Annotated in this window: 22 protein-coding genes and 2 pseudogenes; 6 read left to right on the forward strand and 18 right to left on the reverse strand. The window is 48.4% G+C overall.

The annotated features are described in order from the left end of the window. Positions 1-187: 187 nt before the first annotated feature. Positions 188-1,165 carry an L-Ala--D-Glu endopeptidase gene (gene lytH / locus SB847_RS11770; protein WP_029325853.1) on the forward strand — a complete coding sequence of 326 codons (978 nt, stop codon included), beginning with the start codon at positions 188-190 and terminating at the stop codon, positions 1,163-1,165. A 37-nt stretch (positions 1,166-1,202) separates the two neighbouring features. On the opposite strand, the gene yunB is transcribed toward lytH, so the two are convergent. The 6 genes from yunB to SB847_RS11800 all read right to left on the reverse strand — a co-directional run bounded on the left by yunB (position 1,203) and on the right by SB847_RS11800 (position 7,009). Next, positions 1,203-1,961, reverse strand: coding sequence for a sporulation protein YunB (gene yunB, locus SB847_RS11775; protein WP_032876717.1), 759 nt, complete (start codon positions 1,959-1,961; stop codon positions 1,203-1,205). 126 nt (positions 1,962-2,087) lie between these two features. Then, the gene (locus SB847_RS11780; RefSeq protein ID WP_410563355.1) at positions 2,088-3,482 is read right to left on the reverse strand and encodes a bifunctional metallophosphatase/5'-nucleotidase; all 1,395 of its coding nucleotides are present in this window, start codon (positions 3,480-3,482) and stop codon (positions 2,088-2,090) included. Positions 3,483-3,499: 17 nt separating this feature from the next. Continuing rightward, a complete protein-coding gene (locus SB847_RS11785) occupies positions 3,500-4,321 on the reverse strand; it encodes a sulfite exporter TauE/SafE family protein (RefSeq protein ID WP_410563357.1) in 822 nt (273 codons plus the stop codon). A gap of 19 nt (positions 4,322-4,340) precedes the next feature. Continuing rightward, positions 4,341-5,192: a DUF72 domain-containing protein gene (locus SB847_RS11790; RefSeq protein WP_410563360.1), complete on the reverse strand. Its 852-nt coding sequence runs from the start codon at positions 5,190-5,192 to the stop codon at positions 4,341-4,343. A gap of 26 nt (positions 5,193-5,218) precedes the next feature. Next, positions 5,219-5,572: a YunG family protein gene (locus SB847_RS11795; protein ID WP_410563363.1), complete on the reverse strand. Its 354-nt coding sequence runs from the start codon at positions 5,570-5,572 to the stop codon at positions 5,219-5,221. A 72-nt stretch (positions 5,573-5,644) separates the two neighbouring features. Beyond that, a complete protein-coding gene (locus tag SB847_RS11800; protein WP_326155853.1) occupies positions 5,645-7,009 on the reverse strand; it encodes an allantoinase in 1,365 nt (454 codons plus the stop codon). 179 nt (positions 7,010-7,188) lie between these two features. Here SB847_RS11800 and SB847_RS11805 point away from each other — a divergent pair, with 179 nt between their 5' ends. Continuing rightward, on the forward strand, positions 7,189-8,784 hold the full coding sequence (locus SB847_RS11805; protein ID WP_410577865.1) for a PucR family transcriptional regulator: 1,596 nt from the start codon (positions 7,189-7,191) through the stop codon (positions 8,782-8,784). Between the two features lie 172 nt (positions 8,785-8,956). Here the strand turns inward: SB847_RS11805 and SB847_RS11810 are convergent. Continuing rightward, positions 8,957-9,185, reverse strand: a pseudogene (locus SB847_RS11810) (XkdF-like putative serine protease domain-containing protein); the annotation flags it as partial. Positions 9,186-9,284: 99 nt separating this feature from the next. Between SB847_RS11810 and SB847_RS11815 the strand changes: the two are divergent. Continuing rightward, entirely contained in the window at positions 9,285-9,635 is a 351-nt protein-coding gene (locus tag SB847_RS11815; RefSeq protein WP_410563367.1) for a hypothetical protein, read from the forward strand. A gap of 87 nt (positions 9,636-9,722) precedes the next feature. Here the strand turns inward: SB847_RS11815 and SB847_RS11820 are convergent. The 5 genes and pseudogenes from SB847_RS11820 to allC all read right to left on the reverse strand — a co-directional run. Next, positions 9,723-9,851: pseudogene (locus SB847_RS11820) on the reverse strand (hypothetical protein); the annotation flags it as partial. Between the two features lie 692 nt (positions 9,852-10,543). Further along, on the reverse strand, positions 10,544-10,675 hold the full coding sequence (locus tag SB847_RS11825; RefSeq protein ID WP_254894429.1) for a hypothetical protein: 132 nt from the start codon (positions 10,673-10,675) through the stop codon (positions 10,544-10,546). A gap of 142 nt (positions 10,676-10,817) precedes the next feature. Beyond that, positions 10,818-12,014 carry an MFS transporter gene (locus SB847_RS11830; RefSeq protein WP_015418151.1) on the reverse strand — a complete coding sequence of 399 codons (1,197 nt, stop codon included), beginning with the start codon at positions 12,012-12,014 and terminating at the stop codon, positions 10,818-10,820. Positions 12,015-12,135: 121 nt separating this feature from the next. Continuing rightward, positions 12,136-13,347, reverse strand: a complete 1,212-nt coding sequence (locus SB847_RS11835) for a pyridoxal-phosphate-dependent aminotransferase family protein (RefSeq protein WP_410564410.1) — start codon at positions 13,345-13,347, stop codon at positions 12,136-12,138. Positions 13,348-13,407: 60 nt separating this feature from the next. Next, positions 13,408-14,649 carry an allantoate deiminase gene (allC, locus tag SB847_RS11840; protein ID WP_410563373.1) on the reverse strand — a complete coding sequence of 414 codons (1,242 nt, stop codon included), beginning with the start codon at positions 14,647-14,649 and terminating at the stop codon, positions 13,408-13,410. A gap of 199 nt (positions 14,650-14,848) precedes the next feature. Here allC and SB847_RS11845 point away from each other — a divergent pair, with 199 nt between their 5' ends. Next, complete coding sequence (locus tag SB847_RS11845) at positions 14,849-15,718, forward strand: endonuclease I family protein (protein ID WP_410563376.1); 870 nt, start codon at positions 14,849-14,851, stop codon at positions 15,716-15,718. Between the two features lie 49 nt (positions 15,719-15,767). On the opposite strand, the gene SB847_RS11850 is transcribed toward SB847_RS11845, so the two are convergent. After that, entirely contained in the window at positions 15,768-16,874 is a 1,107-nt protein-coding gene (locus SB847_RS11850) for an ABC transporter ATP-binding protein (protein ID WP_410563379.1), read from the reverse strand. A 155-nt stretch (positions 16,875-17,029) separates the two neighbouring features. Between SB847_RS11850 and frlR the strand changes: the two genes are divergently transcribed. Next, positions 17,030-17,758, forward strand: coding sequence for a transcriptional regulator FrlR (gene frlR, locus SB847_RS11855; protein WP_007613583.1), 729 nt, complete (start codon positions 17,030-17,032; stop codon positions 17,756-17,758). A gap of 24 nt (positions 17,759-17,782) precedes the next feature. On the opposite strand, the gene SB847_RS11860 is transcribed toward frlR, so the two are convergent. The 5 genes from SB847_RS11860 to SB847_RS11880 all read right to left on the reverse strand — a co-directional run bounded on the left by SB847_RS11860 (position 17,783) and on the right by SB847_RS11880 (position 22,779). Then, positions 17,783-18,637 (reverse strand): PfkB family carbohydrate kinase, encoded by an 855-nt coding sequence (locus tag SB847_RS11860; protein WP_040238907.1) that lies wholly within the window; start codon positions 18,635-18,637, stop codon positions 17,783-17,785. Between the two features lie 13 nt (positions 18,638-18,650). Then, on the reverse strand, positions 18,651-19,535 hold the full coding sequence (locus SB847_RS11865) for a carbohydrate ABC transporter permease (protein WP_410563383.1): 885 nt from the start codon (positions 19,533-19,535) through the stop codon (positions 18,651-18,653). A 3-nt stretch (positions 19,536-19,538) separates the two neighbouring features. After that, the gene (locus SB847_RS11870) at positions 19,539-20,429 is read right to left on the reverse strand and encodes a carbohydrate ABC transporter permease (protein ID WP_410563386.1); all 891 of its coding nucleotides are present in this window, start codon (positions 20,427-20,429) and stop codon (positions 19,539-19,541) included. A gap of 24 nt (positions 20,430-20,453) precedes the next feature. Continuing rightward, positions 20,454-21,719 carry an ABC transporter substrate-binding protein gene (locus SB847_RS11875; RefSeq protein WP_410564412.1) on the reverse strand — a complete coding sequence of 422 codons (1,266 nt, stop codon included), beginning with the start codon at positions 21,717-21,719 and terminating at the stop codon, positions 20,454-20,456. A 73-nt stretch (positions 21,720-21,792) separates the two neighbouring features. Next, positions 21,793-22,779 carry an SIS domain-containing protein gene (locus SB847_RS11880; RefSeq protein ID WP_410563388.1) on the reverse strand — a complete coding sequence of 329 codons (987 nt, stop codon included), beginning with the start codon at positions 22,777-22,779 and terminating at the stop codon, positions 21,793-21,795. A 196-nt stretch (positions 22,780-22,975) separates the two neighbouring features. Between SB847_RS11880 and SB847_RS11885 the strand changes: the two genes are divergently transcribed. Then, positions 22,976-23,902, forward strand: coding sequence for a MerR family transcriptional regulator (locus SB847_RS11885; RefSeq protein ID WP_044801780.1), 927 nt, complete (start codon positions 22,976-22,978; stop codon positions 23,900-23,902). The last annotated feature ends 2 nt before the right edge of the window (positions 23,903-23,904 follow it).

Here is a 23,904-nt window from a genome sequence, read left to right on the forward strand (position 1 = left end):
ATTATCCCTTTATTCATGTTCGTGTGCGAAAAATTTCTATTTCACGATGGATGTAAAACTTGCGGATTTCTATTCAATAGTCACTTTAACATAGGAAAAATTTCTCGACAAGGGAAGAGAATTACTTACATTTTCTCGGATTGTTGCCGCAAACTATGTGTATTCAATCCTGAAAGGAGATCATGTTGTGAAAGTTCTGTTATCTGCTCTTCTCCTTTTATCAGTTTTCTGTCCGGCTGCAAGCGGGAAAGAACAATCGGCTCCTGTTTACGGCGAACGGATGCAGTTGTACCGCAAAGCCGAAGCAGTCACGCAGATTCCTTGGTATGTGCTTGCGGCAGTTGATCAATATGAAGAAAATGTCCGCTCGAACCGAAAGGATCTGCCGGAAAAAGCGGGAATCATCAGCATTTATATTCCGGATCATTTGTGGAGCGGCCCTGAAAATCCAAATCCTAAGGACGATGCGCCCCTCAGCATTAAAGTATTTGACGGGATCGGCCTGGACGGCGACGGCGACGGAAAAGCCGAGGTAAGCAATGATGAGGACATCCTTTATACATTTGCACAGTATTTAGCGGGATTCGGAACGGATCTTGACCATATCCGCATCGGCCTCTGGAATTATTACCGCCGTGATCAGACGGTCGGCATTATCACCGAATTCATGACACTGTTTAAAACGTTCGGCCGCCTTGATCTCGGAGAGCACGCCTTTCCGCTTCCCGTGAAGACGGATTACAGCTACCGCAGCACATGGGGCGCCGCGCGGGGTTTCGGCGGGCGCCGGATTCACGAAGGAACGGATCTGTTCGCCCATTACGGGCTCCCCGTCAGATCGACCTGCTACGGTATTGTTGAAATGAAGGGCTGGAACCGTTTCGGAGGCTGGAGAATCGGCATCAGGGATATCAATAACACGTATCACTACTTCGCTCACTTGAACGGCTTTGCAAAAGGTGTGCATAAAGGCCGGATCGTCAAACCCGGAGAGGTGATCGGCTCTGTCGGCAGTTCCGGATACGGACCGCCGGGCACCGCGGGAAAATTTCCGCCGCATCTTCACTACGGGATGTATAAAGATAACGGCAGATCGGAATGGTCCTTTGACCCGTATCCTCATTTAAGGGCATGGGAACGAAAAGAAATCCGCAGGAAAAAGTAAACACACAGCCGCCAGGAAAAATTGCGGCTGTGTGTTTTTATTTATCTTTCTTCTGTTTTTCATTCGGCAGCTGGACGGAAGGCGTCACACCTGATCCGCCGCTCCCGTTATAAAACTGCGGCACCTCTCCTTGAATCGCTTTAATGGAGACCGGAATATTATTTGTCACGACTGAAGTCTTACTGGCAAACGGAATAATGACCTTCACTTTAATCTCCACGAAAATACTGATATCAATCAGGGCATTGTTAATGCCGTACGGCTTTATTTTTGTTTTCACATCAGTTAACGCATCGCCGATCAAGTTAAAGCGCACGGGGATTTTCGGCCCGAGATTTCCGAGAATGCTGTTTCCCGTGACCTGCCCTAAGGGAATATCGATCATAATTTCATCGGCCGTTTTCGCGCCTTTTTCTGTTTCATGCTGCTTATTGTTCGACTCCACTTCCTTCAGATGAGCCTGAAGCTGCTTTGTCACTTTCGCCTTCATGCTGTTGACCATTTGTGTATTAAAATCCATCGTTGTGACTTTTCCGTTTTCATCCGTTTTCATATCGACCATATCTTTCACATTGTCGCTGTGAGACATGTATTCCTCAATGGATTCCGTAATGACCTCTGTCGCCACCCGTTTAGTTTCCATTTCTCCGATGTTCATCAGCACCGGTTTGATTGAGGAGTTGATCATCCAAAGGCTGATGACCGTCGATATGATAAAAAAAGCAAACGACAGAAGAAGCACATATCGAAAAGGCAAAGGCCCTCTCTTGCGAAGAGCGCTCCGGTATCTAGGCAAGAAAAATCCCCCCTTACATATCACAATGTATGCTTGTAAGAGGGGACATAGTATTTTATTTTCACTCTTAAAAAGTCCCGCTTACCTTCACTCGGGTGAAATGGAACGGCGGACAGCTATATGACATTACCGCTGCCGCGCGAGCTTCCAGGCGAGCAGATCCCTTAAAAACTCCGGCATAAAGTATTGTTTTTCTTTTGAATCGCGGATGTAAGGGAACAGCTTTCCGAGTGTAAACATGTCGAGAACGGCAACCGAGTATATCCGCTCCGGATCAATCTCTTCTCCGTTCACTTTCACATTGAGGAGATGCGTCACACCGTCTTCAAGAATGCCGGCCTCTGCCTCCGCTCCGGCATATACCATCCTGCCCATCACTTCCCCTCGGAAGCCGAGGCCTTTTATCCGCAGCTGCTCCATTTGTTCCGAGGCGGCCTGGCTGATTGTTTCCTGGAGTTCCCTGCCTGAAAGACGAACGGCCACCGGATTGATCGGATGAGGGCAGATGCGGTGCAGGTCAAGCTTTGTGACAGGCCCCTTCTGTAAAGACCCCAAAATGACGCCTGAATTCACCATGCTGACTTCACAGCCGCACCAGCTTTTCAGCGCTTCGGCTAATAGAAGCGGGAGCGGCGATTCCTCAAACCACTTCACGCCGGCTTCTTCATTCAGATTGGCGACTTGTACGGAGAGCAGGTTTTCCGCTTCCCGTTCTTTCTCTTTCAGAAAAGCCGCCGTATCTTCAGATTCCCCTTGCCAATCAGCCATTTTCTGTACAGATGCCTGTTTGCTGACAATGGTTCGTGATTCACTTTCTATCGTCAGCTCGACACAGCCGACATAGTTCCCGTATTTCTCCGCACATGCAAGCAATACACCGTTTATGTCCTGTCCGTCCTCAAGAAGGTGGTGCGTATGTGATTCAAGAATGACATCGATGTCCGGAAATTTTTCCGCTGCTGCCCGGTCATCGATCAGGCCTAAATGAGAAAGCAGAATGATGATGTCCGCTTTGCCCTTGATATCGTCAAGTGATTCTTGAATGCTTTTTTCCGCATCCGTCACCGTCCAGCCGAGTTTTTGATAGACGGGATAATACGGCACCGTGACGCCGAGTATACCGGCGGTCATCCCGTTTTTCAGCGTTTTGATCACGTAGGGCTCGGCCCATTCCGGCCGCTGTCCGTCCGCGTCAAACAGGTTGGACACAATGACGGGAAACGCGGCATGGGTATATAAATCCGCCAGCTCATCGTGAGGCAGCGTAATTCCTTCATTATTCCCGACGGCAGCCGCATCGATCTCAAGCCGGTTTAACAAGCCGACATTCGCTTTGCCGAAGGTCGCTTCCGTTATCATTTGGAATCGGTCCATATGATCGCCGATGTCGAATACGAGTGTTTCCTCCCCGTTTTTTTCATGCTCACTTCTCTTCTGCTCAATATAATGTACGATTTTCGGCCAATTTTCGAAATGGCTGTGCAAATCATTCGTATGATATAAACGGAGCTTCTCTAACATACCATCTCTCCTACCTTTTAGCTGAATATCCCTTGATAAATCAATTCACAGCCGATCAAAATCAAGACGACCCGCATGAAAAGCACGATCGTTTTCGTCTGCACCCGCTTATTGACCCACGCGCCCATTTTGCCGCCGAACCACGCGCCCGGAACGAGGCACAGCGCATACAGCCAATTGACATGGCCCTCTGCGATATGTGACACGGAACCCGTCACGGAGGATAAGAAAATAATGAGCATTGACGTCGCCACAGCCACTTTCGGCGGGAACAAAAATAACAGCATCATGGCCGGAACCATAAGAGAGCCGCCGCCAATGCCGAAAAGACCGCCCAATAAACCGACGAAAAAGGCAATTACGATACCGGTGAAAATACGGTACGAATATGTATAAAGCTCACCTGATTCATCCTCATATGTCCGGATCATGCCTTTATGCGCTTTATTGACCGGTTTTGCTTTCGTCTTCAGCATTAATGTAATGGAAATCAAAATCATAAAAAGTCCGAACCAGACGGAAAACGTATGCGCATTAAAAAGTTTAGACAAATACGCGCCGATGATGCTTCCCGGGCCGGAACCGATAAAAAAGATCAGTCCGCTTTTGTAGTCAACGGTTTTATATTTCATATAGGCCAGAGTTGATGACAGGCCCGTAAAAATAATCACCAAAAGGGACGTACCGATGGCAGTCTGCGGTGTTACGTTATGGAAAAACGGAGTCATCGTGCTTAAATAGAGCATCGCCGGCACGATGATAATTCCTCCCCCAAGCCCGATCAGGCTGCCGACCGTTCCCGCGATAAATCCCAATATGATCAAAATAAGATAAGACATGTGTCTTGAAACCTCTTTTCTAGCTGAATAGGTCGAGCTGCTTCGGAGCAAGCCCGGTATATGAGATATCTAACATTTCAAGCATCTCAAGCCCGTTATCGGCGGCGTCTCCGCCTGAGTTATTGTTGAAGAGCACATACAGATTGCGCGACTGCTTTTTCAGCTCCTGAAGATTGTTTTTCCAATCTTTGAGCTCCTGTTTGTTATAGCGGTATAAATATCTGACCTCACGCCAGTTTTGTCCGCCGTCTGGTTTGATCCAGCCCTGCTTGTTCCGTCCGTGAAAACGGACAAGCGTTTTTTCTTCATCCGTTGCTTTCAGGACGGTCGGAATGCTGCCCTCGCCGATTTGCGGCTCGTCACATATGCTGTGAATCCAGCCTTCCTCCTTCATAAAAGAAAGCGTCTGTTCATAAAATGGCGGGGAAAACCAAGACCGGTTGCGGAATTCAAGCGCGCACGGAATATCGCCCATCTGCTGCCTGCTCCATCTTAAATATGCGACGTTTTCTTTCTTGCAGTCAAACCACGGCGGGAATTGGAACAGCACCATGGCAAGCTTTCCATGCTCTATATACGGCGATAATGACAGCTTAAACGCCTCAAACATTTCTTCCTTCGATTCAAAGGGAATATCGCCGCGCTGATGGCCCGTCATTCCTTGATATGCCTTAATGACAAATTGAAAAGATTCCGGCGTCTCTTTGACCCATCTTTCATTATTACGGGCGGGCTGTATCGCGTAAAAGCTCGCGTCCAGCTCGACGATGGGAAAATGGGAGGAATACACCTGCAGTTTTTGCGGGCCCGCTGTTTTCGGCGGATAGATGCTGTCATGATCCCCCCACCCCGTTAGTCCGATATAAATCACAATCCTTCACCTCTCACTCTAGTTTATCACAGGTGTTTTTCTCTTTCTGTTTCCATGTTTTTTCTGAATGCACTTTTCAGGAACCGGTACTGATGTTCATTGGTGTCCGAAAATGCCTCATCTCTGGAAGAAAGAATGTGCTGATAGACGATCGGCTCTGAAAACTGACCGCTCGTGAAATCATATATCTCCCCGTCTATTCGGTTATAAAAATGCCAGCTTGTGCCGGTTTTTGTTTTGAGAATGTCACCGCCGTAAACATCTTGGATGACTAAAGCCGTTACGCCGCACTGGCCTTTGGCCGGGCAATCTTCCGTCCATTTTGTATTAGTCTTGCGCGACCAGGATGCCGTTAATATGTTCAAGATTTGATTATACAATGTGTTTTACTCCTTTTTATAAAAAGATACCACGAGACCCGCTTTCCAAACGACAAAAAAAGCCGATTCTCCTCAGAGAATCGGCTCTTTTATTTCAGAAGGCTTCAGGAATGTTCCGAAAGCCCCGCTCTGCTTACCCACGCCATCCTGATACACACAGCGCCCCTTGCTGTAGGTCGCAGCAATTCGGTATGGAAAGGTGCGGCCTTCATACAGGCTTTGCTTATGTTTGGAAAACATCGTTTCTTTTGTGACGGTAAAAGGTTCCGGCCGGACAATGGCAAAATCAGCGTCAAATCCTTCTTCAAGCCGGCCTTTATTCGTTAACCCGAAGCGCTCGGCAGGTGCTTCGGCCGTCCATCGGGCCACATGTTCAAACGGAATCCCATGATCGATCGCTAATTGAATCATGCCGAGAAGCGTAAATTGGCCTCCGCTGATCCCGCCCCACGACAGAAACATATTATCCTCGCGTTTCAAAGACGGATGACAGGGAGAATGATCCGAAGACACCATATCAATCAGGCCCTCAGCCAAAACCCCGATCAATTCCTCTTTATCAGCCTCTGAGCGGAGCGGCGGAGCGCATTTGGCGGCCGCCCCTTTTTTGAGGAAGTCTTCAAAGCTGAATAATAAGTAGTGCGGACACGTTTCAACGGTGACATCCAACCCGTCTTTTTTCGCCTGCTGAATGGAGAGCACGGCCCGTTTCGTGCTGATATGTACAAAATGAAGCGCGCATCCCGTCGCTCTCGCATATTCAATCGCCCGCTGCACAGCCTCGCATTCGGCTTCTTCCGGACGTGAGGAAGCGTAAGCGCGGGCATCAATTTTCCCTTGGAGCGCGTACTCGGCTTCAAGGAATCGGGTGAGGGCGTCGCTTTCTGCGTGCAGGGCCAAAATCTTGCCGCACGCCGCGATTTCCTTCATTCCCTTTAAAAGAGTCCGTTCATCGGCTGACTGAAATTCATCCGTTCCCGATTTAGACAGAAATGCTTTAAACCCGATTGCCCCCGCTTTTGCCATCGGCCGGATATGTTCGGTATACCCGGGCATCAAACCGCCCCAAAGCGCAAAATCAACCGCTGACTTCCGTTCAGCGATTTCCGCCTTTGCCAGCAGGTTTTCAGCAGTTACCGTCGAAGGGATGCAGTTAAGCGGCATATCAAAATAAGACGTACAGCCGCCGGCAGCCAGCATGTTTGAGCCGGTTTCAATGCCTTCCCATTCTTCGCGGCCGGGTTCATTGAAATGCACGTGACAATCGACCGCGCCCGGAAATACATACATGCCGTCCGCCTGCACCACTTGTTCCGCGTTTTCGTCAATGCCGGGCCCGATCAAGGCAATTTTCCCGTCCTTGACGGCGATATCGGCCCGCTCTGTCCCGCCTTTTCGCACAGCTTTCGCACCCTTTACAATTACGTCATAGGCCATTTTATCTTCCTCCCTGTAAGGATGACGATTTTCTGTCAGTTTTTATCACAACATGCGTCTATGATTGTCAGTTTACTGCTACGATGATCGTAATACATCAGCAAAACCGCTATTATTTTTGATGATTTTTATTCATATTAACCAATGGTTGTCTTTAGAACCTGAAAGGAGATTGACTGATGAACATTTATGACGTGATGAAGATTCCCGCTTATGAGCGGGCCGCATTAATCGCAGGCAGATCCGGCGGCTGGAGGGAGGTGCAGCACGTCAACATGATGGATGCGCCGGACATCGCTGATTTTTTACATAAAAATGAATTGCTCGTCACGACGGCTTACCACTTGAAGGACCGCCCGCAGCTGTTGAAAGATTTGATCCGCCTCATGGCAAAACGGGGCTGCGCGGGGCTGGGGATCAAAACGAAGCGTTATCTTGATGTCATTCCGAAAGATGCCGCGGAGCTTGCCGACCGGTATGAATTTCCGATTATTGAGCTGCCGGAAGACATCCGGCTGGGAGATATCGTCAACGCCACACTGAGCCATATTCTTGATATGCGTTCAAATGAGCTGCAGCAGGCCATTTACGCCCATAAAAAATTCACAAACCACATCATGAGCGGCAAGGGGCTTCAATCCCTGCTTAAGAAGCTCTCAGACATTCTCCGGCTTCCCGTGCTGCTTTTGGATCAGCATACAAAACTCTTATCATCGTCCCACCGCATACCCATTGACACGTCTGTATTGAAAAACATCTGTTATTCCCTTTCCGGGCCTTATTTCACCTGCTTTTCCATGCTGTCCGACAGAAAGGCGTATTCTGTCCTGCCGATTCTGAATGTTGAAAAAAACTGCGGTTATCTGGTGATTCCGGAGCTGGTGCAGACCGCTGATAAAGGCATGATTTTGACAATTGAACAGGCGGCCAACGTCATTTCCTTTGAACTGCTGAAAGAAAATGCCGTCAAACAATTCGGCAGACGGGCGCGCAATGAATTTTTCAGCAATTTCATCGACCGCTCGTTTACCGGCCATGAAGAAATCAAAAGCCGCGCCAAAGAATTCCGGCTCCGCTGGGATCAAAAATACATGTGCATTTGCGGAAAACTTGACCGAAATGAGAAAACGATCAGCTTTACCGAAAATCAGCTCGTTTCCGATCATGTATTTGATCTGCTTGAAGGAGAGCTGTCATCCTTTCCGTTTCCCCCTCATCTCTTTATTAAAGGAAATGTCGGTATTCTTTTAATTGAGGCGACAGACAGCTGGAATGAAATGCACGCGTCTGTCATCAGCTTTTTGGAGCAGTTTCAAAAGCAGGTCCGGACGCATTTTAAACGGACTGTCTCCTTCGGCATCTCAAACATATGCCAAAAGCTGATCGACGTCCCTGACGCCTTTACCAAAGCATCTGACGCCATTTCATCCGGGCATTTGTCCAGAAGCGCGGAGTTTATTCAAATCTATCATGCCAAAGACGTGCCGGAGCTGCTCCGCCTGCTTCCCGCGGAAGATGTGAAGAAGTTTTACGAAGCCACCCTCCAAAGCCTGGCCGACCGGCAAAAGGAGGACCAGAGCCTGCTTCATACGCTGTCTGTTTATCTGGAGACCCACTGCCAGATTTCAGAAACGGCTAAGCGCCTGTACGTCCATCGAAATACGGTGATCTATCGTTTAGAAAAATGCGAGGAACTGCTCGGCAAAAGCTTAAAAGATCCGGAGACGACGATGCGCCTGCGGCTCGCGCTGAGAATGCAGCGGCTGATCAGTTAAGGAATCGTTAGAGATAGGGATGCGGGTGTTCTCCCGCATCCTATTTAAGTGGGATTGATTCAGCTTAATTCTCAAAAAATGCTGCCGTCAAAATCTGCTTCCATTGACATCATCAGGCTTTTCTAATATCCGGGATGCAACCTATAATCTCACCCTTTTAAATCTCATCCTAAACTGCCTCGGGAGCCTTTGTCACAAGCACCCATGACCCTTTTTTGATGATTTCGCCATTTATTTGAAAATCAGCGGGGAGCGACACAAGACTCAACCACTTCACCAACGCCGCCCTGAAAGTCATGCTGCTTTTCCTTTTCTGATTTCATAAAAAAACGCTTTTGATTAACAGCCTTGTCTACGTAAGAAACATGTGTGATGTTTGCGTTTACCAGTTCTCTTGGCATATGTTCACTCATTTAAAAGAATATTTAACAATTTCTCCATTGTTATACTTCCATTAAGTGTTATTGTTATCCTATAAATACCAAAAGGAGGTTTTTACTTTGAAACTAGCTAAAAATTCTTTGTTATCACTTGCAATTGTTTCATTCGTTTTCGCGCCTTTTTTTAACTCTTCAGCATCAGCTGCCGGTCCCGCTACTAAAGTGAATAAGAACATATGGGACCCAACAGAAACCCGTATCTCCTTAAAAGTTGGAGATGTAAGAACTTTTGCTAATGCAGGTAACCACATTTCCTTTAATCCGCTCACAGAACCTAATGCTATTAAATATACAACATTAGGTAGCATCAGCACTGTCCAAGTCTTTGCAGTAGCTAAAGGACAAGCATACATCGAATTCTATGATGACTCCTTCACTTGGAGAACCCGATACTATTTTTTTGTTGAGTAATAACCTGAAGAGATAGATTCTATCTCTTCTTTTTAATTAAATGATTGCGGCGTTTCGAATTTTTTATTTTTCCTCAGCTGTCAGCCCCTAAATTTCGTTATTTACCACAGGCGATAGAACGCAGTGACAACTAACCCGCTCAGCGGCGGAAAGCTTTGTGTCTCGCTGATACATACAGGTTTCGCTGCTTCCTGGTATCTTGAATTCTTCGTCAACACAACAGTCGAACACCTCAAGACCAAATACCGCTTCTGACAGGCCTTGCAAGGGGATTTTATAAAATTTCCGAAATAGAAGGGGGCGGTTCCCCTCCGTGAATCGTAATGAAGCTTCGTGTGTTGGCTAATGGCTGTCTGGATAATGGTCTCACTGTCATCCTGGAAAAATCACTTACTTCTATAAGTCTTTCTTTTTAACAGAAACCACAGATATAGCAGCAGAAATAGCTATCCGCTCCGCTTCTTATGCACTCTCTGTAACATGGAGAATTATAAAAAGGAGGGCGCGCGGAAACATAGGGGGAGCTCCCTGAATGGGTCAATTGATGGGGCCATGGATAAGAATTAAATTCTTGCCGCTGATACAAATGGAATGACGGGTAATAATACAACATTTTCAACTCCTTTTCCGTACACCATATTGTACTTACCGACACCCTTTTTAGATGATTGTCTCTTGCATAATTGTGTGTTGGCCTAATTGCGGGTTTTAGCCTGCAAAATTCGTGCAGGAGAGCCATCACAACATCTTCCGTGAGAGGTTTTATAAGCTAACCTCTCCTTGTTGTCACCAATCAACCCCTATACCCGGTTGAACGGTTCTTATTATCCCAATGACCCGTTTAGGCAGACTGTTCTCACTCTGCATACGAAACAGCAAATACCAACACCGCTGCTTTTTCCCTTTCTTCATTTACGCCGATCTATGTTATTCCCGCCTGAATGCCTTCTTTTTTGATCAACTTCCGGCAAATCAAATTCGTCAGACTCGTCAAGCGATAAAACTGGTTTTACTTTATCTACACCTGTTCCGGTTTCCATTCGCGCCATGCTTGAGCATACGGAACAACTGGTTCGATATGATTTTCCCTCTATGCGCATCTCTGCAATTTCAGAGATACAGACAGCCGAAGAATAAACGACAATAGCAAAAAGCCTCCGGATCCCCGGAGGCTTTTGATTCTTATCCTTGCTGCGTAAACGGCCGGGTCTGTGTCTTTTTGCCCCAGCCAAGCGCGGCCAGAAAACTGATGGCGAGAATAGCCGCTCCCAGCATATACGGAAATTCCATATTTACGTCAAAGAGAAAACCGGCAGCAGACGGTCCGGCGATATTCGCTAAGCTGATGAATGAGGTGTTCATCCCGCCGGCAAACCCCTGCTGGTCACCGGCGAGCTTCGACAGCATCGTGTTAACGGCCGGCCGGAGCAGCGATGTCAGCGTCAGGAAAAAGATTGCCGCGGCAAAAACGGCCCAATATGAACCCGCAAACCGGCACCACACAAGTCCTGCAGCAGCCCCGATCAACGTCACGTTAATCACGCGTTTTTCCCCGAACTTGCGGACGAGATAACTGACGCCGACCGCCTGCACAAACACGCCGATGAGACCCGCAGCCGTAATAATAAAGGCAATATCAGACGCTTTAAATCCGTGTTTATGGTCAACGTAAAGGCCGAAAACGGATTCAAAGTTCATAATTCCAAAGTTCAGCACAAAAACCAGAATCAGCATAAACGCGAACGGCGATTTGAGCGCGCGTGACATTTGCTTAAACAGATGCTCACGTTTTTCCGTTTTTGCCCGGGCTTCCAGCTGCTTTTCACGTCCCAGCGTTTCGGGCAGAAAGAAAAATGAAAGCACACTTGAAAAGCAGGCAAGACTTGCAGACACGATGAACGGCACAGACATGCCGTAATGAACCAAATAGCCTCCGACACCGGGCCCGATGACAACACCGAGCGTCATCGCCGCGCTGAACAGCCCCATTCCTTTCCCGCGTTCTTCTTCGGTCGTAATATCCGCAATGTAAGCGAACATTGACGGCATTAAAAACGCCGCGCCCATTCCGCCCAAAAGCCGGGATGCGAACAATTGCCACAGGCTTCCGGCAAAAGCGAAGATCAATTGTGACACGGCAAAGGCGGCGATGCCGAAAATAATCAGTTTCCGCCGTCCGTATTTGTCGGTTATTTCCCCGGCAATAGGCGCAAATAAAAGCTGTGTAAGCCCCGCCGCCGCAACAAGCAGACCCATCGTGCTGCCCGTCGCGCCGAATTCGGTAATATAGGTGGGCATAATCGGAATAATCAATCCGATTCCAAGCATCGCAATAAACATATTCAGCATTAAAATTGACAATCGGCCTATGTACGCCATGATTTCTTACCTTCTCCCCAGACAAACAGATGATCATTCCATATTTGTCATTTTTTATACCATTCAGTATAACGGGCAAAAGGGAAAAAAGTCCAGATGATTTCAATCTCGTTTTCAAGTCTCATGACAGCACACCGGTTTCAGCCGGCAGATCATATATGTTAAGGGCCGCCTGCAGCGCTTCCCCGGCTTTAACGGCAACTCCGTGTCTGATCAGAACCGCTTCAAGTCCGGCCAGCACAAACAGTACATTTTCCTTTCTGCAGCTGTAGCCCATCGTTCCGATTCGCCAAATTTTCCCCTGCAGCGGACCGAACGAGCTGGCGATTTCAATTCCGAATTGAGACAAAAGCATACTTCTGATCGATTCGCCGTCTGCTTCCGGCGGAATCTGCACACATGTGACCACAGGCAGCTTCGCCTCCGGATCGCCGAATAAATCAAGGCCCATCGCTGCAAGTCCCGCCGTAAGCGCTTTTTCGTGACGCCGATGCCTGCGGAACCGTTCTTCAAGTCCTTCTTCCAGGACAAGGCGCACACCCTCCCGCAGCGCATAAAGCATTGTTGTCGCTTCTGTGTGGTGATTCAGCCTTCTTTCACTCCAATAATCTTCGAGCTGGCTCAGATCAAAATAGTTGCTCGTAATCGGGCGATGACCGGACAGCATGTTACCGTCAGCCGCCGTCGCAATGCCCCGTTCTACCTTTTTACGCGCGGCAATGACAGCGGCCGTCCTGTCATTATAAGTAATCGGCGCCATTCCGGAAGGGACCGACAGGCATTTTTGCGTTCCCCCGATGACTGCGTCAATCTTCCACTCATCCGTTTTTACGGAGCAGCCTCCGATCGTGGCCACGGCATCCACGATAAAGAGTGCGTCTTGGGCGCGGCACGCTTCCCCGATTTCTTTCAGCGGGTGAATCCGCCCCGTTGATGTTTCTCCGTGCACCATAGCGACGATTTTCGGGGAAATCTTTTTCATCTCGCTGATAATCTCTTCAGGCCGGAAGACCGTTCCCCATTCACACTCGATCGTATGAACGTCCGCTCCGTATCGCTCGGCGATTTCAGTCAGCAGGTATCCGAAGCGTCCGTATATCGGAACGAGCACGCTGTCGCCCGGTTCTATCACACTTGCGAGAACAGCCTCAATCCCCGCTCTTGATGTGCCGTCAATTGGATAGGCCCAGCGGTTTTCCGTTTGAAACAATTCACGGAGCATTTGCATCGTTTCGTTCATGATGCCGGTAAATGCCGGGTCAAACTGGCCGATGATCGGAGCGCCCATCGCCCTCAGCACTCTCGGTTCAGCTTCTGTCGGTCCCGGTGTCATAATCGTTCTTTGCGGAATGCACAATTCTTTTCTGGTCGGCACGCCGATTCCCCCTTTACGTTAATAGGCAAGTTTATGTAATACATTCGCCAGCGTAAGGACGCCGGTTTCAAGCTGATGTGCGGGTGTGAATTCAAGCGGCGAGTGGCTGATCCCGCCACGGCTCGGCACGAACAGCATGCAGGCCGGAAAGGTTCTGCCGAGCATCTGGGCGTCATGTCCCGCTCCGCTTACAATTTCCTCCGGGTCCGCCCCCTGCTCTTTTGCAGCCTCTGCTGCGGTCCGTGTCAGTGTCTGATCCATTTGAACCGGCTCTATCCTCATATATTCATCAATAAAGGGTCTGACTCCTTTGCTGCGACTGATGTCTTCAATAATCGACACCAGTTTCTGATGGAAGGCTGCCAGCACGTCTTCCTGCCGGTGGCGAATATCAACGGAAAACTGGATACGGCCCGGAATGACATTCGCCATATTCGGTTCAACCGTCATTTTCCCGCACGTCAGGCGGAGCTCTTCCGGCTGTCTTTCCGCTGAGAGCATCAGTTCGTGGATGATGCTGCTTCCCGCCGCGAGCGGGTCTTTCCGCCATTTCATCGAAGTGGTGCCGGCATGGTTGCATTCACCGTCAAGCGTAACGGTATAGCGTCTCTGTCCGGCAATCCCGGTGACAACCCCGATATCCTTTCCTGATCGTTCAAGCGTTTGCCCTTGTTCAATATGAATTTCCAGAAAGGCTTTGATATCTGTGCGCAGCGGCGCTGGATAACGGCCTGCACCGAAGCCGTTCTGCCGCATGGCTTCTCTCAGAGAAATGCCGGACGCGTCTTTCGGCGTTTCCGCATCTGAAAGCGAGAAAGCACCGGTGATATTGCCTGAGCCCCAATAGGTGATGGGAAAACGGCTCCCTTCCTCTTCACAGAGCGACACAGCCTCCAGCGTTTTTTTCGGACGCCCGCACGTCTCATGCAAATGACGGATCGCCAGTATGCCCGCCAGCACGCCGAACGCACCGTCATATTTGCCGCCGTCAATAACGGTGTCAATATGCGACCCGGTCAGAATCACCTCATCAGGCGATTCTGTGCCGCTCAGCCGGCCGAATACGTTACCGACATCGTCAAATGCCGTTTCCAGCCCGAACGCCTCCATTTTCTTTTTGACGGCAAGCTGGGCGTCCATCCATTCTTTCGTATATAAAAGCCTCGTCACTCCGCCGGAAGCGGAAGCGCCGAATTGAGACAGCCATTGTATGTCATCGGAAATCCCGATATTCGCCGCCGAAAGCTGCTGATGTTCCATACACGCCCTCCTTTTAAACTGAAAAACTGACAAGATGATCTTCATTATAGAAGGAGCGCATAACGAGTTCATTATCATATCTTCCAAAAAATCAATGATTTTCCGGATACTTTGACCAATAAGCCGAAGGAACCATTTTTCAAAAAAGATAGAATATTAGATTTATTTTTTGGATAATAGAGGTAAAGGAGGGCAAGTCATGACAAAAAAACTTTGGTTTCTGCCGATTGTCTGCCTGTTTTTCATTTTTGGATGGGCCGCGCCGTCAGCCTCTGCGGGCGCGCCGGCTGACACGAATCTGTACAGCCGGATGGCGGTTTCAACTGCCGGCGGCACAACTCTTTTTCCGCAAACTGCCTCAGCTGTCATCACTCCGTCTGCGGATACGGACACATATTACAAAGAAGCTTCCAGGAAAAGCGGAACAGCCTTAAAGAGCGCCCTGCACCGCATCATCAGCGGACATACAAAGCTGTCTTACAGTCAAGTATGGAATGCATTGAAGGAAACTGACGAAGATCCGGCAAATCCGAACAATGTCATCTTGCTCTACACCCAGGAATCACGGGCCAAAAGTAAAAACGGAGGCAGCGTCGGGGACTGGAACCGCGAACACGTGTGGGCAAAGTCACACGGAAACTTCGGAACAGCTGCCGGCCCCGGGACGGACATTCATCATCTGCGCCCTGCAGACGTCCAGGTGAACAGTGCCAGAGGAAACATGGATTTTGATAACGGCGGCTCAGAATACCCGAAAGCGCCGGGCAATTATTACGACGGTGATTCCTGGGAGCCGCGCGATGAAGTTAAAGGAGACGTCGCCCGTATGCTGTTTTACATGGCGGTGCGTTATGAAGGAGACGACGGGTATCCCGACCTTGAGCTGAATGATAAAACCGGAAACGGCTCAGCTCCTTACATGGGAAAACTGTCCGTTTTGCTCAAATGGAATCAACAAGACCCCGTCGACAGTAAGGAAAAACGGCGGAACGAAATCATTTACGAAGACTATCAGCATAACCGCAATCCGTTTATCGACCATCCGGAATGGGCGGACGAAATCTGGTAATCGTATCATAAGAAGTGATAAGGGAGCCCTGATCATCAGGCTCCCTTTTTCAATATACGGCGTTTTCAGTGTCGGCATCAAAAAAGACGGCCCGGTTCATATTGACCGCAAGCAGAATGGCATCGCCGGGTTTCACCTGTGAAGCGCCGTCAAGACGGATCGTCATGCGGTCATCTCCGCTCACCGCATGAACGTACATCTCCGCGCCTAAGTTTTCACATACTTCCGCCACAGCGCGGCACACCGCTTCAGGCGGGTGCTCTGATTGTCCGGCAAGCGTCACATGCTCCGGACGCAGCCCCGCAATCATCTCCTTACCGCTGTATCCTTTCTGCACAAGAACGGCCGCTTTTTCTTTCGGAATGGGCAGACGAACGGACGAACCGGCAAAATACCATTGCCCGTGACTTTCTTCAATGACGCCTTTTATAAAATTCATACTCGGAGAACCGATAAAACCCGCCACAAACATATTCGCCGGATGATGATAAATCTCATGGGGGCTTGCGGCCTGCTGAATATCTCCTTCATTCATCACGACAATCCGGTCGCCCATTGTCATCGCTTCCGTCTGATCATGCGTCACATAAACGATGGTCGCTTTCAAACGCTGATGGAGCTTGCTGATTTCGGCGCGCATCGTCACTCGCAATTTCGCATCTAAGTTGGAAAGCGGCTCGTCCATCAGAAACACTTTCGGCTCCCGCACGATCGACCGGCCGAGCGCAACCCGCTGCCGCTGTCCGCCTGAAAGAGCCTTCGGTTTCCGCTTGAGCAGATGCCCGATTTCCAAAATATCAGCGGCCGTCCGGACTCGCTCTGCAATTTCTTTTTTCGGCAGCTTTTTGAGCTTCAAACCGAACGCCATATTGTCAAACACCGTCATGTGGGGATACAGCGCGTAATTCTGAAAAACCATCGCGATATCACGATCCTTCGGGGGCAGATCGTTTACCGCGTCTCCGTCGATATAAAGCTTCCCCTCAGAAATGCTCTCCAGTCCGGCAATCATTCTGAGTGTCGTAGATTTGCCGCAGCCGGAGGGACCGACAAGCACCAGCAGCTCCTCATCTTTTACATCTAAGTGAAAATCCTTCACTGCCGCCGATTGGGCGCCGTATGTTTTTTTGATATGGTCAAATGTTAATGATGCCATTCGAAACCTCCTCCAATACTGGAAACCGCCACATCTTTCTGTTATGTTAAAAATGTTCGGGGTTTCTGACAGATTCATAAATAAAAAGCAAATTTGTATTATAACGTCATAATACATATAATAGTACTACTACTTGACAAAGGAGGTCCGTCCCATTGTTAAATAACGGGAGCTCGAAACCTTTATATATTCAGCTGAAACAAATTATCGCGGACGATATTAAGAAGGGCGTTTATTCGCCGTCCGTAAAACTGCCGACCGAAAATGAGCTGTGCGAAACGTACAACGTCAGCCGCATAACGGTCAGGAAGGCCATCCTTGATCTTGTGGAAGAAGGCTGGCTCGTCCGGCAGCAGGGAAAAGGAACGTTCGTTAAAAGCCCTAAACTGAAGCGGGAGCTCATCGCGGTCAACGGCTACTCTGAATTTATGGAATCAACGGGGAAAAAACCGAAACACCAGATCCTTTCCCATGAAATCATTGAAGCGCCTAAATCCATCGCTCAAAAACTTCGCGTCGCTTCCGAAAGTCCCGTTCTTGAATTAAAACGCATTTTATTTCACGACGACCAGCCGCTCTCATTCGAAATCGCCCACTATCCGCTCAGTTTATTTCCCGACATCGGCAAGCATATTAAAGGAGGCGTGTCGATGCATGACATTTTGAAACAGCACTATCAGGTGGTGCCCACTCATAATACAAAGCTGTTAAATGTCGTATATGCCAAGCAGGAAGAAAGCCGCTATCTGGCTTGTGATATCGGGGATGCGCTTTTTGAAATTGACAAAACCGCTTTTATGTCAAAAGACCAGCCGATATACAGCTCGCTGTTTGTAATGCATACCGACCGCGTCACGTTTACCATTAACAGTCCCTATGCGTAACAAGTATAAAAAACGAGACAATGCTTATCGTATTCTCGTTTTTTCACTGCTTTTCCCGCCGCCCGGCCTGTAGGGATGCCCGTAACCGAACGCGCCGAACCCTCCGCATGTTTTGGCAGCCGTCCCGGCGGCCGCAGTAAGCGCTCGCCGAATATCCTGATGCTCGAAGAAATCGGTAAGAAACCCGGCAATAAAAGAATCACCCGCGCCCAATGTATCTATTATATCAGCTCTTACCACCGGCTGATGATAGACGCGTTCCCCATCCGATAACACCGCGCCATGTTCTCCCCTTGTCAGACAGACGATTTTCGCTCCGAAACCGCGGGCTTTTTCGGCAAGCCGCATACATTCACTTTCACTCAAATCACTCCCGGAAAAAAACGCATACGTCACGTATGGACAGACCGCTTCTAAATAGGCTTCGTCACGTTTTACAGAGAAGTCAAAGGAAATCGGCACATGGCCGCTCAGCATCGGAAGGTCACGTTCTATCCTGCTGTATACGCTCGTATGCAGCAGATCATGTCCGGCGATAAATGAGATGTCATTCTCCTGAAAAGCGAGTGTCAGACGCGATTGCACGCCGCCTTTATTTGATCCGGCAAATATTCTGTCCCCTCTTTCATCAAGCGTGACGACCGCCATCCCGTTTTCTCCGTATGCCCGGCGGATCAGATCGGCATTCACCTTTTCCAGTTTCAGCACATTCAATACGTGATCCGCCGCTTCATCACTGCCGAGAATCCCGATATAAGAAGTTTCGTGGCCTAAGCGCCGGGCAAGCACGGCTACGTTTAACGCATTTCCGCCCGGGTAAAACGTTTCCTGATCCTGATAATAATCTACTACATTATCTCCGGCCGCTATCAGTTTCATCTTTTCATCCTCCTTATCCTTTCACGCTTCCCGCTGCAATGCCGCGGATAAAATATCTCTGCATCAATAGAAACAGCGCGATGATCGGAGCAGCAGAAATCGTCAGCCCGGCCAGCAGCACGCCCCAATTCGTCTGCAGCGCATCTCTGAACTGCATCAGCCCGGCCGGAATCGTCCGTAAATTTTCATCATCGATAAAAATAATCGCAAACATAAACTCATTCCATGTATGGTAAGCCGTCAAAATGCCTGATGTCACCAGAATCGGCACGCTCATAGGTAAGAATATTCTGAAAAATATTCCGAAACTTGTACATCCATCCAGATAGGCAGCTTCCTCAAGCTCTTTGGAAATCGACAAAAAATAGGAACGGATCAGAATCACGGTAAACGGAATACGGTAGGCGGCGTACGGAAGAATCAATGCCCAATACGTATTGTACAGTCCCAATGACTGGATAATGGAGTACAGCGGCACAAGACTGACCTGCGGCGTCAGCATCAAACCGCCAAGACAAATGATCAGCACAAACCCTTTTCCTTTAAATTGAAAACGGGCCAGCCCGTATGCCGCCCAGGCGCTCACAAATACGGTGATGAGACAAGTCAGCACGGTCACAATGACGCTGTTCATAAAATAAGCGGAAATCCCTTGGTTCCATGCGGATACGAAGTTTTCGGGATGCCAGACAGAGGGCAGCGACCAGCTGTGCTCAAAAATCTCATCCGAGCTTTTAAAGGCGCTGACCGCCATCCATAACAGCGGATATGCAACAGCAATGAGGTAGATAAAGAGAAACAGACACACAGACGTTTCCCCGACATACCATTTTCTCGGTTTTCCGCCTGTTCTGACGGCCTGACGGGCATGACGCAAGTCCGTCTTTTCAGGAAGCATCGGCTACTCCTCCTTTCCGGTCTTAAAGAATTTCATCTGAATAAGCGACAGAGCAAGCGTCAGCAAAAGCACCACCGTCGCGATCGCAGAAGCGTAGCCCATCATATCTTTTGTAAAAGCGCTCTTATACAAAAATGTGCTCAGCACTTCTGAAGCATTGCCCGGCCCTCCGCCGGTCAGAATATACGGTTCATTAAATACGGTAAATGCGCCGGTCAGCGTCATCACCACGGCAACAAACGACATTTCTTTCGTCTGCGGCACCGTAATGTGAAAAAACTGCTGGATTTTTCCGGCTCCGTCCAGCTGCGCCGATTCATATAATTCAGCGGGAATGCTCTGAATCGAGACAATGTACAGCATGGCGATGTAACCGACAGACTGCCATTGAGACACAAAAATGACAGACAGGATAGCGGTGTTTTCATCGCCCAGCCACGCGCGGGTCAGTTCATCAAGTCCGACGGCTTCCAGCAGCTGATTCAAAAGCCCGATTTCCGGGTTATAAATAAAATCAAACAACAGCGCAATGACGGTCATAGAAATGACGACCGGAAGAAAAAAGACCGTACGGAAAAAAGGCGACCATTTTCTTAACAATTTGTCTTCCAGCACGGCCGCCAGAATTAAGCCGCCGCCAACCTGGAAAATCAGCGATATGACCGCATACAGCACATTGTTGCGGAGTGCTGTAAAAAACACGGGATCGTGAAACAGGTCAATATAATTTTTCAGACCGATAAACGTCTTTTCAGGTTGAAATGAGCTCCATTCAAACAGACTGAAAAACACATTCTCAATAATCGGAATGTAAACGAACAGCAGAAAAATCAGCGCGGGCGCGAGAAACAGATACGGAATGAAACGTTTTCGGCTGACCAAGGAAATCCTCATCTCCTTTCTCCAAAGAAATCTGTTCTATTCAGATGACGCTTTGACCTGACGCGCCGCTTTCTGCACGGAATTCATCACCTCGCGCGGTGTCATTGTGCCGCCGAGCATCTGCTGAACGCCTGCCGCATACACATCGGCGATTTCAACGTCAACATCCATATCAAACCACGGCACCATTGTTTCTGCACGGACGATATCCTGCACGGCTTCGCGCTGGATCGGGGCGGAATTGTTTTCTGTCGCCGTTCCTTGAACCGCGCTGTATTTACCGACGTCTTTTATCAGCTTCTCTCCCATTTTTTTCGAGGTTAAAAACTGAAGAAATTCCATAGCTTCTTTCGGGTGCTTCGTTTTTGAGGAAATCATAAATCCTTCCGGAGATCCGGTCAGTGCACGGGGAGATCCCTTTTCGCCGCTGATTTTCGGGAAAGGAAACAACCCCAGATTGACCGGTTCGACGAGCTTAATTTCTGCCGTTTCCGCATAAATCATCGCCGCTTTGCCGCTCGTAAACTGCTGGCGCACGTATTCGTGATCGACGGAGTTCACGTGCTTTGTAAAGTACGGCAGAAGTTCCTGAAGCTTTTCAAGCGCTTTGACATAGCCTTCGTCCGTAAACTCCCCGGTTTCCGGGCTGTAATCCTTCGCCCGCGTTTTTTCATCCACCATACGCTGGTTCAGCGTCCCGATATAATGAGAAATGGTCCAAGGCGCTTTTGTGCCGAAACTGATCGGAATATATCCGTTCTCTTTCAATTTCTCAGAGACTGTGATCAGTTCATCCCATGTCGCCGGGGGCTTCAAATGTAATGTATTAAAAATGTCCTTATTATAAAAGAATGATTTAGCGTCCATTTGCCACGGAACACCGTACTGTTTTCCGTCATGCGTAAAGGGTTTGATTTGTGACTGCACAAGCTGTGAGGACCAATCTTTATCCTGCTGATAGTAAGACGACAGATCGAGGGCTTTATTTCCTTTGATGAATTTATAAGCAAACCGGTCGCTCCATGAAAAGAAAATATCAGGGGGGCTCGTTGTTCCGAGCATGACTTTCACCTTGTCTTTATAAGAATCGTTTAAGACCGCTTCCGTTTGGATATGAATATCCGGATGATCGGCTTCAAATTCTTTGACCGCTTCTTCAAAATAGCTTTTTTCCGGCTCCTTCGGCCACCTGTGAAAAAACTTCAGGGTCACTTTTCCGTCAGAGGAACTGCTTTGGCTTGAACAGGCGGCGGCTGACAGACATACAGCTAACAGAACGAACAGGCAGATGAGCTTTTTCAGATGCTTTTCCTCCTTTGTCACCGGACTATAACGTTATATATCATTATAGTCCGGTGAAATATAATGCGCGTTCTTAATATTCGACTTTCCACATGTAACGCCGCTTGCTTAACGGATGGTTCCTTGCTTCCGCCAGCGCATCCGCATAGCTTCTGAGCACCCGGTTTAATACGAGAGGAGCCAGGTAGCCTTTTACAGAATCGTCAATTCCGGAAAAATCATATGCTGCCGCATCAAGCACAGTCAGTTTTTTGCCGTATCTTTTTGAGAAGGAAAGCGCCCGCTCTTCAAGGGGTCTTGTTTCGTCTAAGCCGAGCAGGATAATAAATGGAACGGATTCATCAATGATTTCGAACGGTCCGTGAAAATATTCTCCGGCATGAATGGCGTGGGAATGAATCCATTGCATTTCCATGAGAATGCAGATGCTGTAGGAGTAAGCGACGCCGTAGTTCGCACCGCTTGCCATCGTGTAAATGATATCTTCTTTTTCGTGGGTTTTCGCGAATGCCTTTGCGTGATCCGCTTCTTGTTTAAGCGCTTTGTCATATACGGTCTGGAGCTTATTGAGTCCGTCGATGGCCTGCTCAAACACGGGATGGTTTTCCAGCACGTGTAAAGCGCCGAACACGATTTGATACAGAACTCCGTAATTCGTATTTATCGCCTGTGCGTTCTCACCCCAGTCATACACCGCGACATATTCGGCTTCTTTCGCTAACGGCGAATCAGGCTCAAAGGTCATCGCAATCGTAAGCGCGCCTTTTTTTCTGGCGAAACCAGCGGCTTTCACCGTTTCCGGCGTATTGCCTGACTGAGAACATAAAATCACGAGTGAGTTCTCTCCGAGCTGAATCGGATTGCGCTGAATAAATTCATTTGAACTGTAGAGATCAGAGCTGATGGCTTTCGCCTCTCTGTCAAACACGTACTTGCTCGGATACATAATGGCTGAAGAACCCCCGCAGGCGACGAAAAAGACGTGATCAATCGTTTTTCCTTTCAGATCATCCAAGAAAGCCTGAACCTTGTGATTCACTTGTGCGGCAGTTTGACTCAAATCCTTCACTCCTCAGTATTTTATTATATAATGTTATATAACATTATATAACGTTATATTAATCGCAACAAAGGTGCGTTGTCAATCATATTTTCTGAAATTTCTAAAATATAAAATAAAACCTTCTTATTTCCCGCCCTCTCTTGACCTGACCCTTAGAGACACGTTTAGAATGAAAAGCAGGGAGTGATTCAGAATGAATATAAAAGAAGCCGCCGGGCAGACGGGTCTCACGAAAAAAGCCATCAAATATTATGAGCAGGAAGGTTTAATCACCGTCAGCAAAAACCCTGATAACGGATACCGTGAGTATTCCGCTCAGAACGTGAATACGCTGAAAATGATTGCCGCCCTCCGAATGCTGGCACTGTCTGTAAGCGATATTAAAGCGTTCCTCTTAGAGGGCAGCAGTCTGCATGATATACTGCGCCAGCAGCATCAAAAGCTCAGCCGGCAGATTGAAGAGCTTGAACAGGAACGGAAACTGACTGAAATGCTGATCAAGCGCGTGGAAGATGCGGAAAATGTCGATTCAATTCTGCATGATATCGGCGAGGTCAAAATAGATGAACCGAAATATATGGGACTTCAGCTGAAAAAACTGTTCCCCGGAGATTTCGGAGAATTTATCGCCGCGCTGTTTGAACCGTTCCTCGACTTTTCTATTGATACAGATGAGAAAAAAACGATATGGGCGGAGCTTATCAAAGTATTGGATGATATGGAAGAAGTTCCGGCTGCACACCCGATGATGCAGCTGGTCGGCAAGGAAGATCCGGCTCAGCTCCAGCAGCATAAAGTCCAGCATGATCAATTTATCGAGCGGATTTTGGAGAGAGACCCCGCCACTTGGGATACTCATAAAAACATCATCATTCAGCTTGTGAAAAGAGTGCAGACAGATGAAGAATACCGAGAAAGCCTGATCAAGGTCGGAGAATCAGCTTCTGATCTTCCCGCGCTGAAGGCGGGATCGCCTTTCAGCAATCTTCTTCAAAAGCTCAGCCCGAAATATGACACGTACGTGCGACTTCAGCTTGAACTGAAAAAAGAAGCCGACGAGGAACTCGGCTTTGATTCAGAAGCATATTTAAAACAGATGCTTCAATCAAAAAAACGCTAAGG

Origin of the sequence: Bacillus sp. SIMBA_026, from assembly GCF_046535335.1 — a bacterium.
Classification (GTDB): domain Bacteria; phylum Bacillota; class Bacilli; order Bacillales; family Bacillaceae; genus Bacillus; species Bacillus velezensis.

Bases quoted from the DNA above. Each gene is read 5' to 3' on its own strand.
- SB847_RS11865 (WP_410563383.1), bottom strand. From the start codon at position 19,535: ATGCTTCCTGAAAAGACGGACTTGCGTCATGCCCGTCAGGCCGTCAGA.
- SB847_RS11860 (WP_040238907.1), bottom strand. From the start codon at position 18,637: ATGAAACTGATAGCGGCCGGAGATAATGTAGTAGATTATTATCAGGAT.
- SB847_RS11805 (WP_410577865.1), top strand. From the start codon at position 7,189: ATGAACATTTATGACGTGATGAAGATTCCCGCTTATGAGCGGGCCGCA.
- allC (WP_410563373.1), bottom strand. From the start codon at position 14,649: ATGGAACATCAGCAGCTTTCGGCGGCGAATATCGGGATTTCCGATGAC.
- SB847_RS11780 (WP_410563355.1), bottom strand. From the start codon at position 3,482: ATGTTAGAGAAGCTCCGTTTATATCATACGAATGATTTGCACAGCCAT.
- SB847_RS11845 (WP_410563376.1), top strand. From the start codon at position 14,849: ATGACAAAAAAACTTTGGTTTCTGCCGATTGTCTGCCTGTTTTTCATT.
- SB847_RS11830 (WP_015418151.1), bottom strand. From the start codon at position 12,014: ATGGCGTACATAGGCCGATTGTCAATTTTAATGCTGAATATGTTTATT.
- SB847_RS11800 (WP_326155853.1), bottom strand. From the start codon at position 7,009: ATGGCCTATGACGTAATTGTAAAGGGTGCGAAAGCTGTGCGAAAAGGC.
- SB847_RS11835 (WP_410564410.1), bottom strand. From the start codon at position 13,347: ATGACACCGGGACCGACAGAAGCTGAACCGAGAGTGCTGAGGGCGATG.
- SB847_RS11850 (WP_410563379.1), bottom strand. From the start codon at position 16,874: ATGGCATCATTAACATTTGACCATATCAAAAAAACATACGGCGCCCAA.
- SB847_RS11870 (WP_410563386.1), bottom strand. From the start codon at position 20,429: ATGAGGATTTCCTTGGTCAGCCGAAAACGTTTCATTCCGTATCTGTTT.
- SB847_RS11785 (WP_410563357.1), bottom strand. From the start codon at position 4,321: ATGTCTTATCTTATTTTGATCATATTGGGATTTATCGCGGGAACGGTC.
- SB847_RS11885 (WP_044801780.1), top strand. From the start codon at position 22,976: ATGAATATAAAAGAAGCCGCCGGGCAGACGGGTCTCACGAAAAAAGCC.
- SB847_RS11825 (WP_254894429.1), bottom strand. From the start codon at position 10,675: ATGGAAACCGGAACAGGTGTAGATAAAGTAAAACCAGTTTTATCGCTT.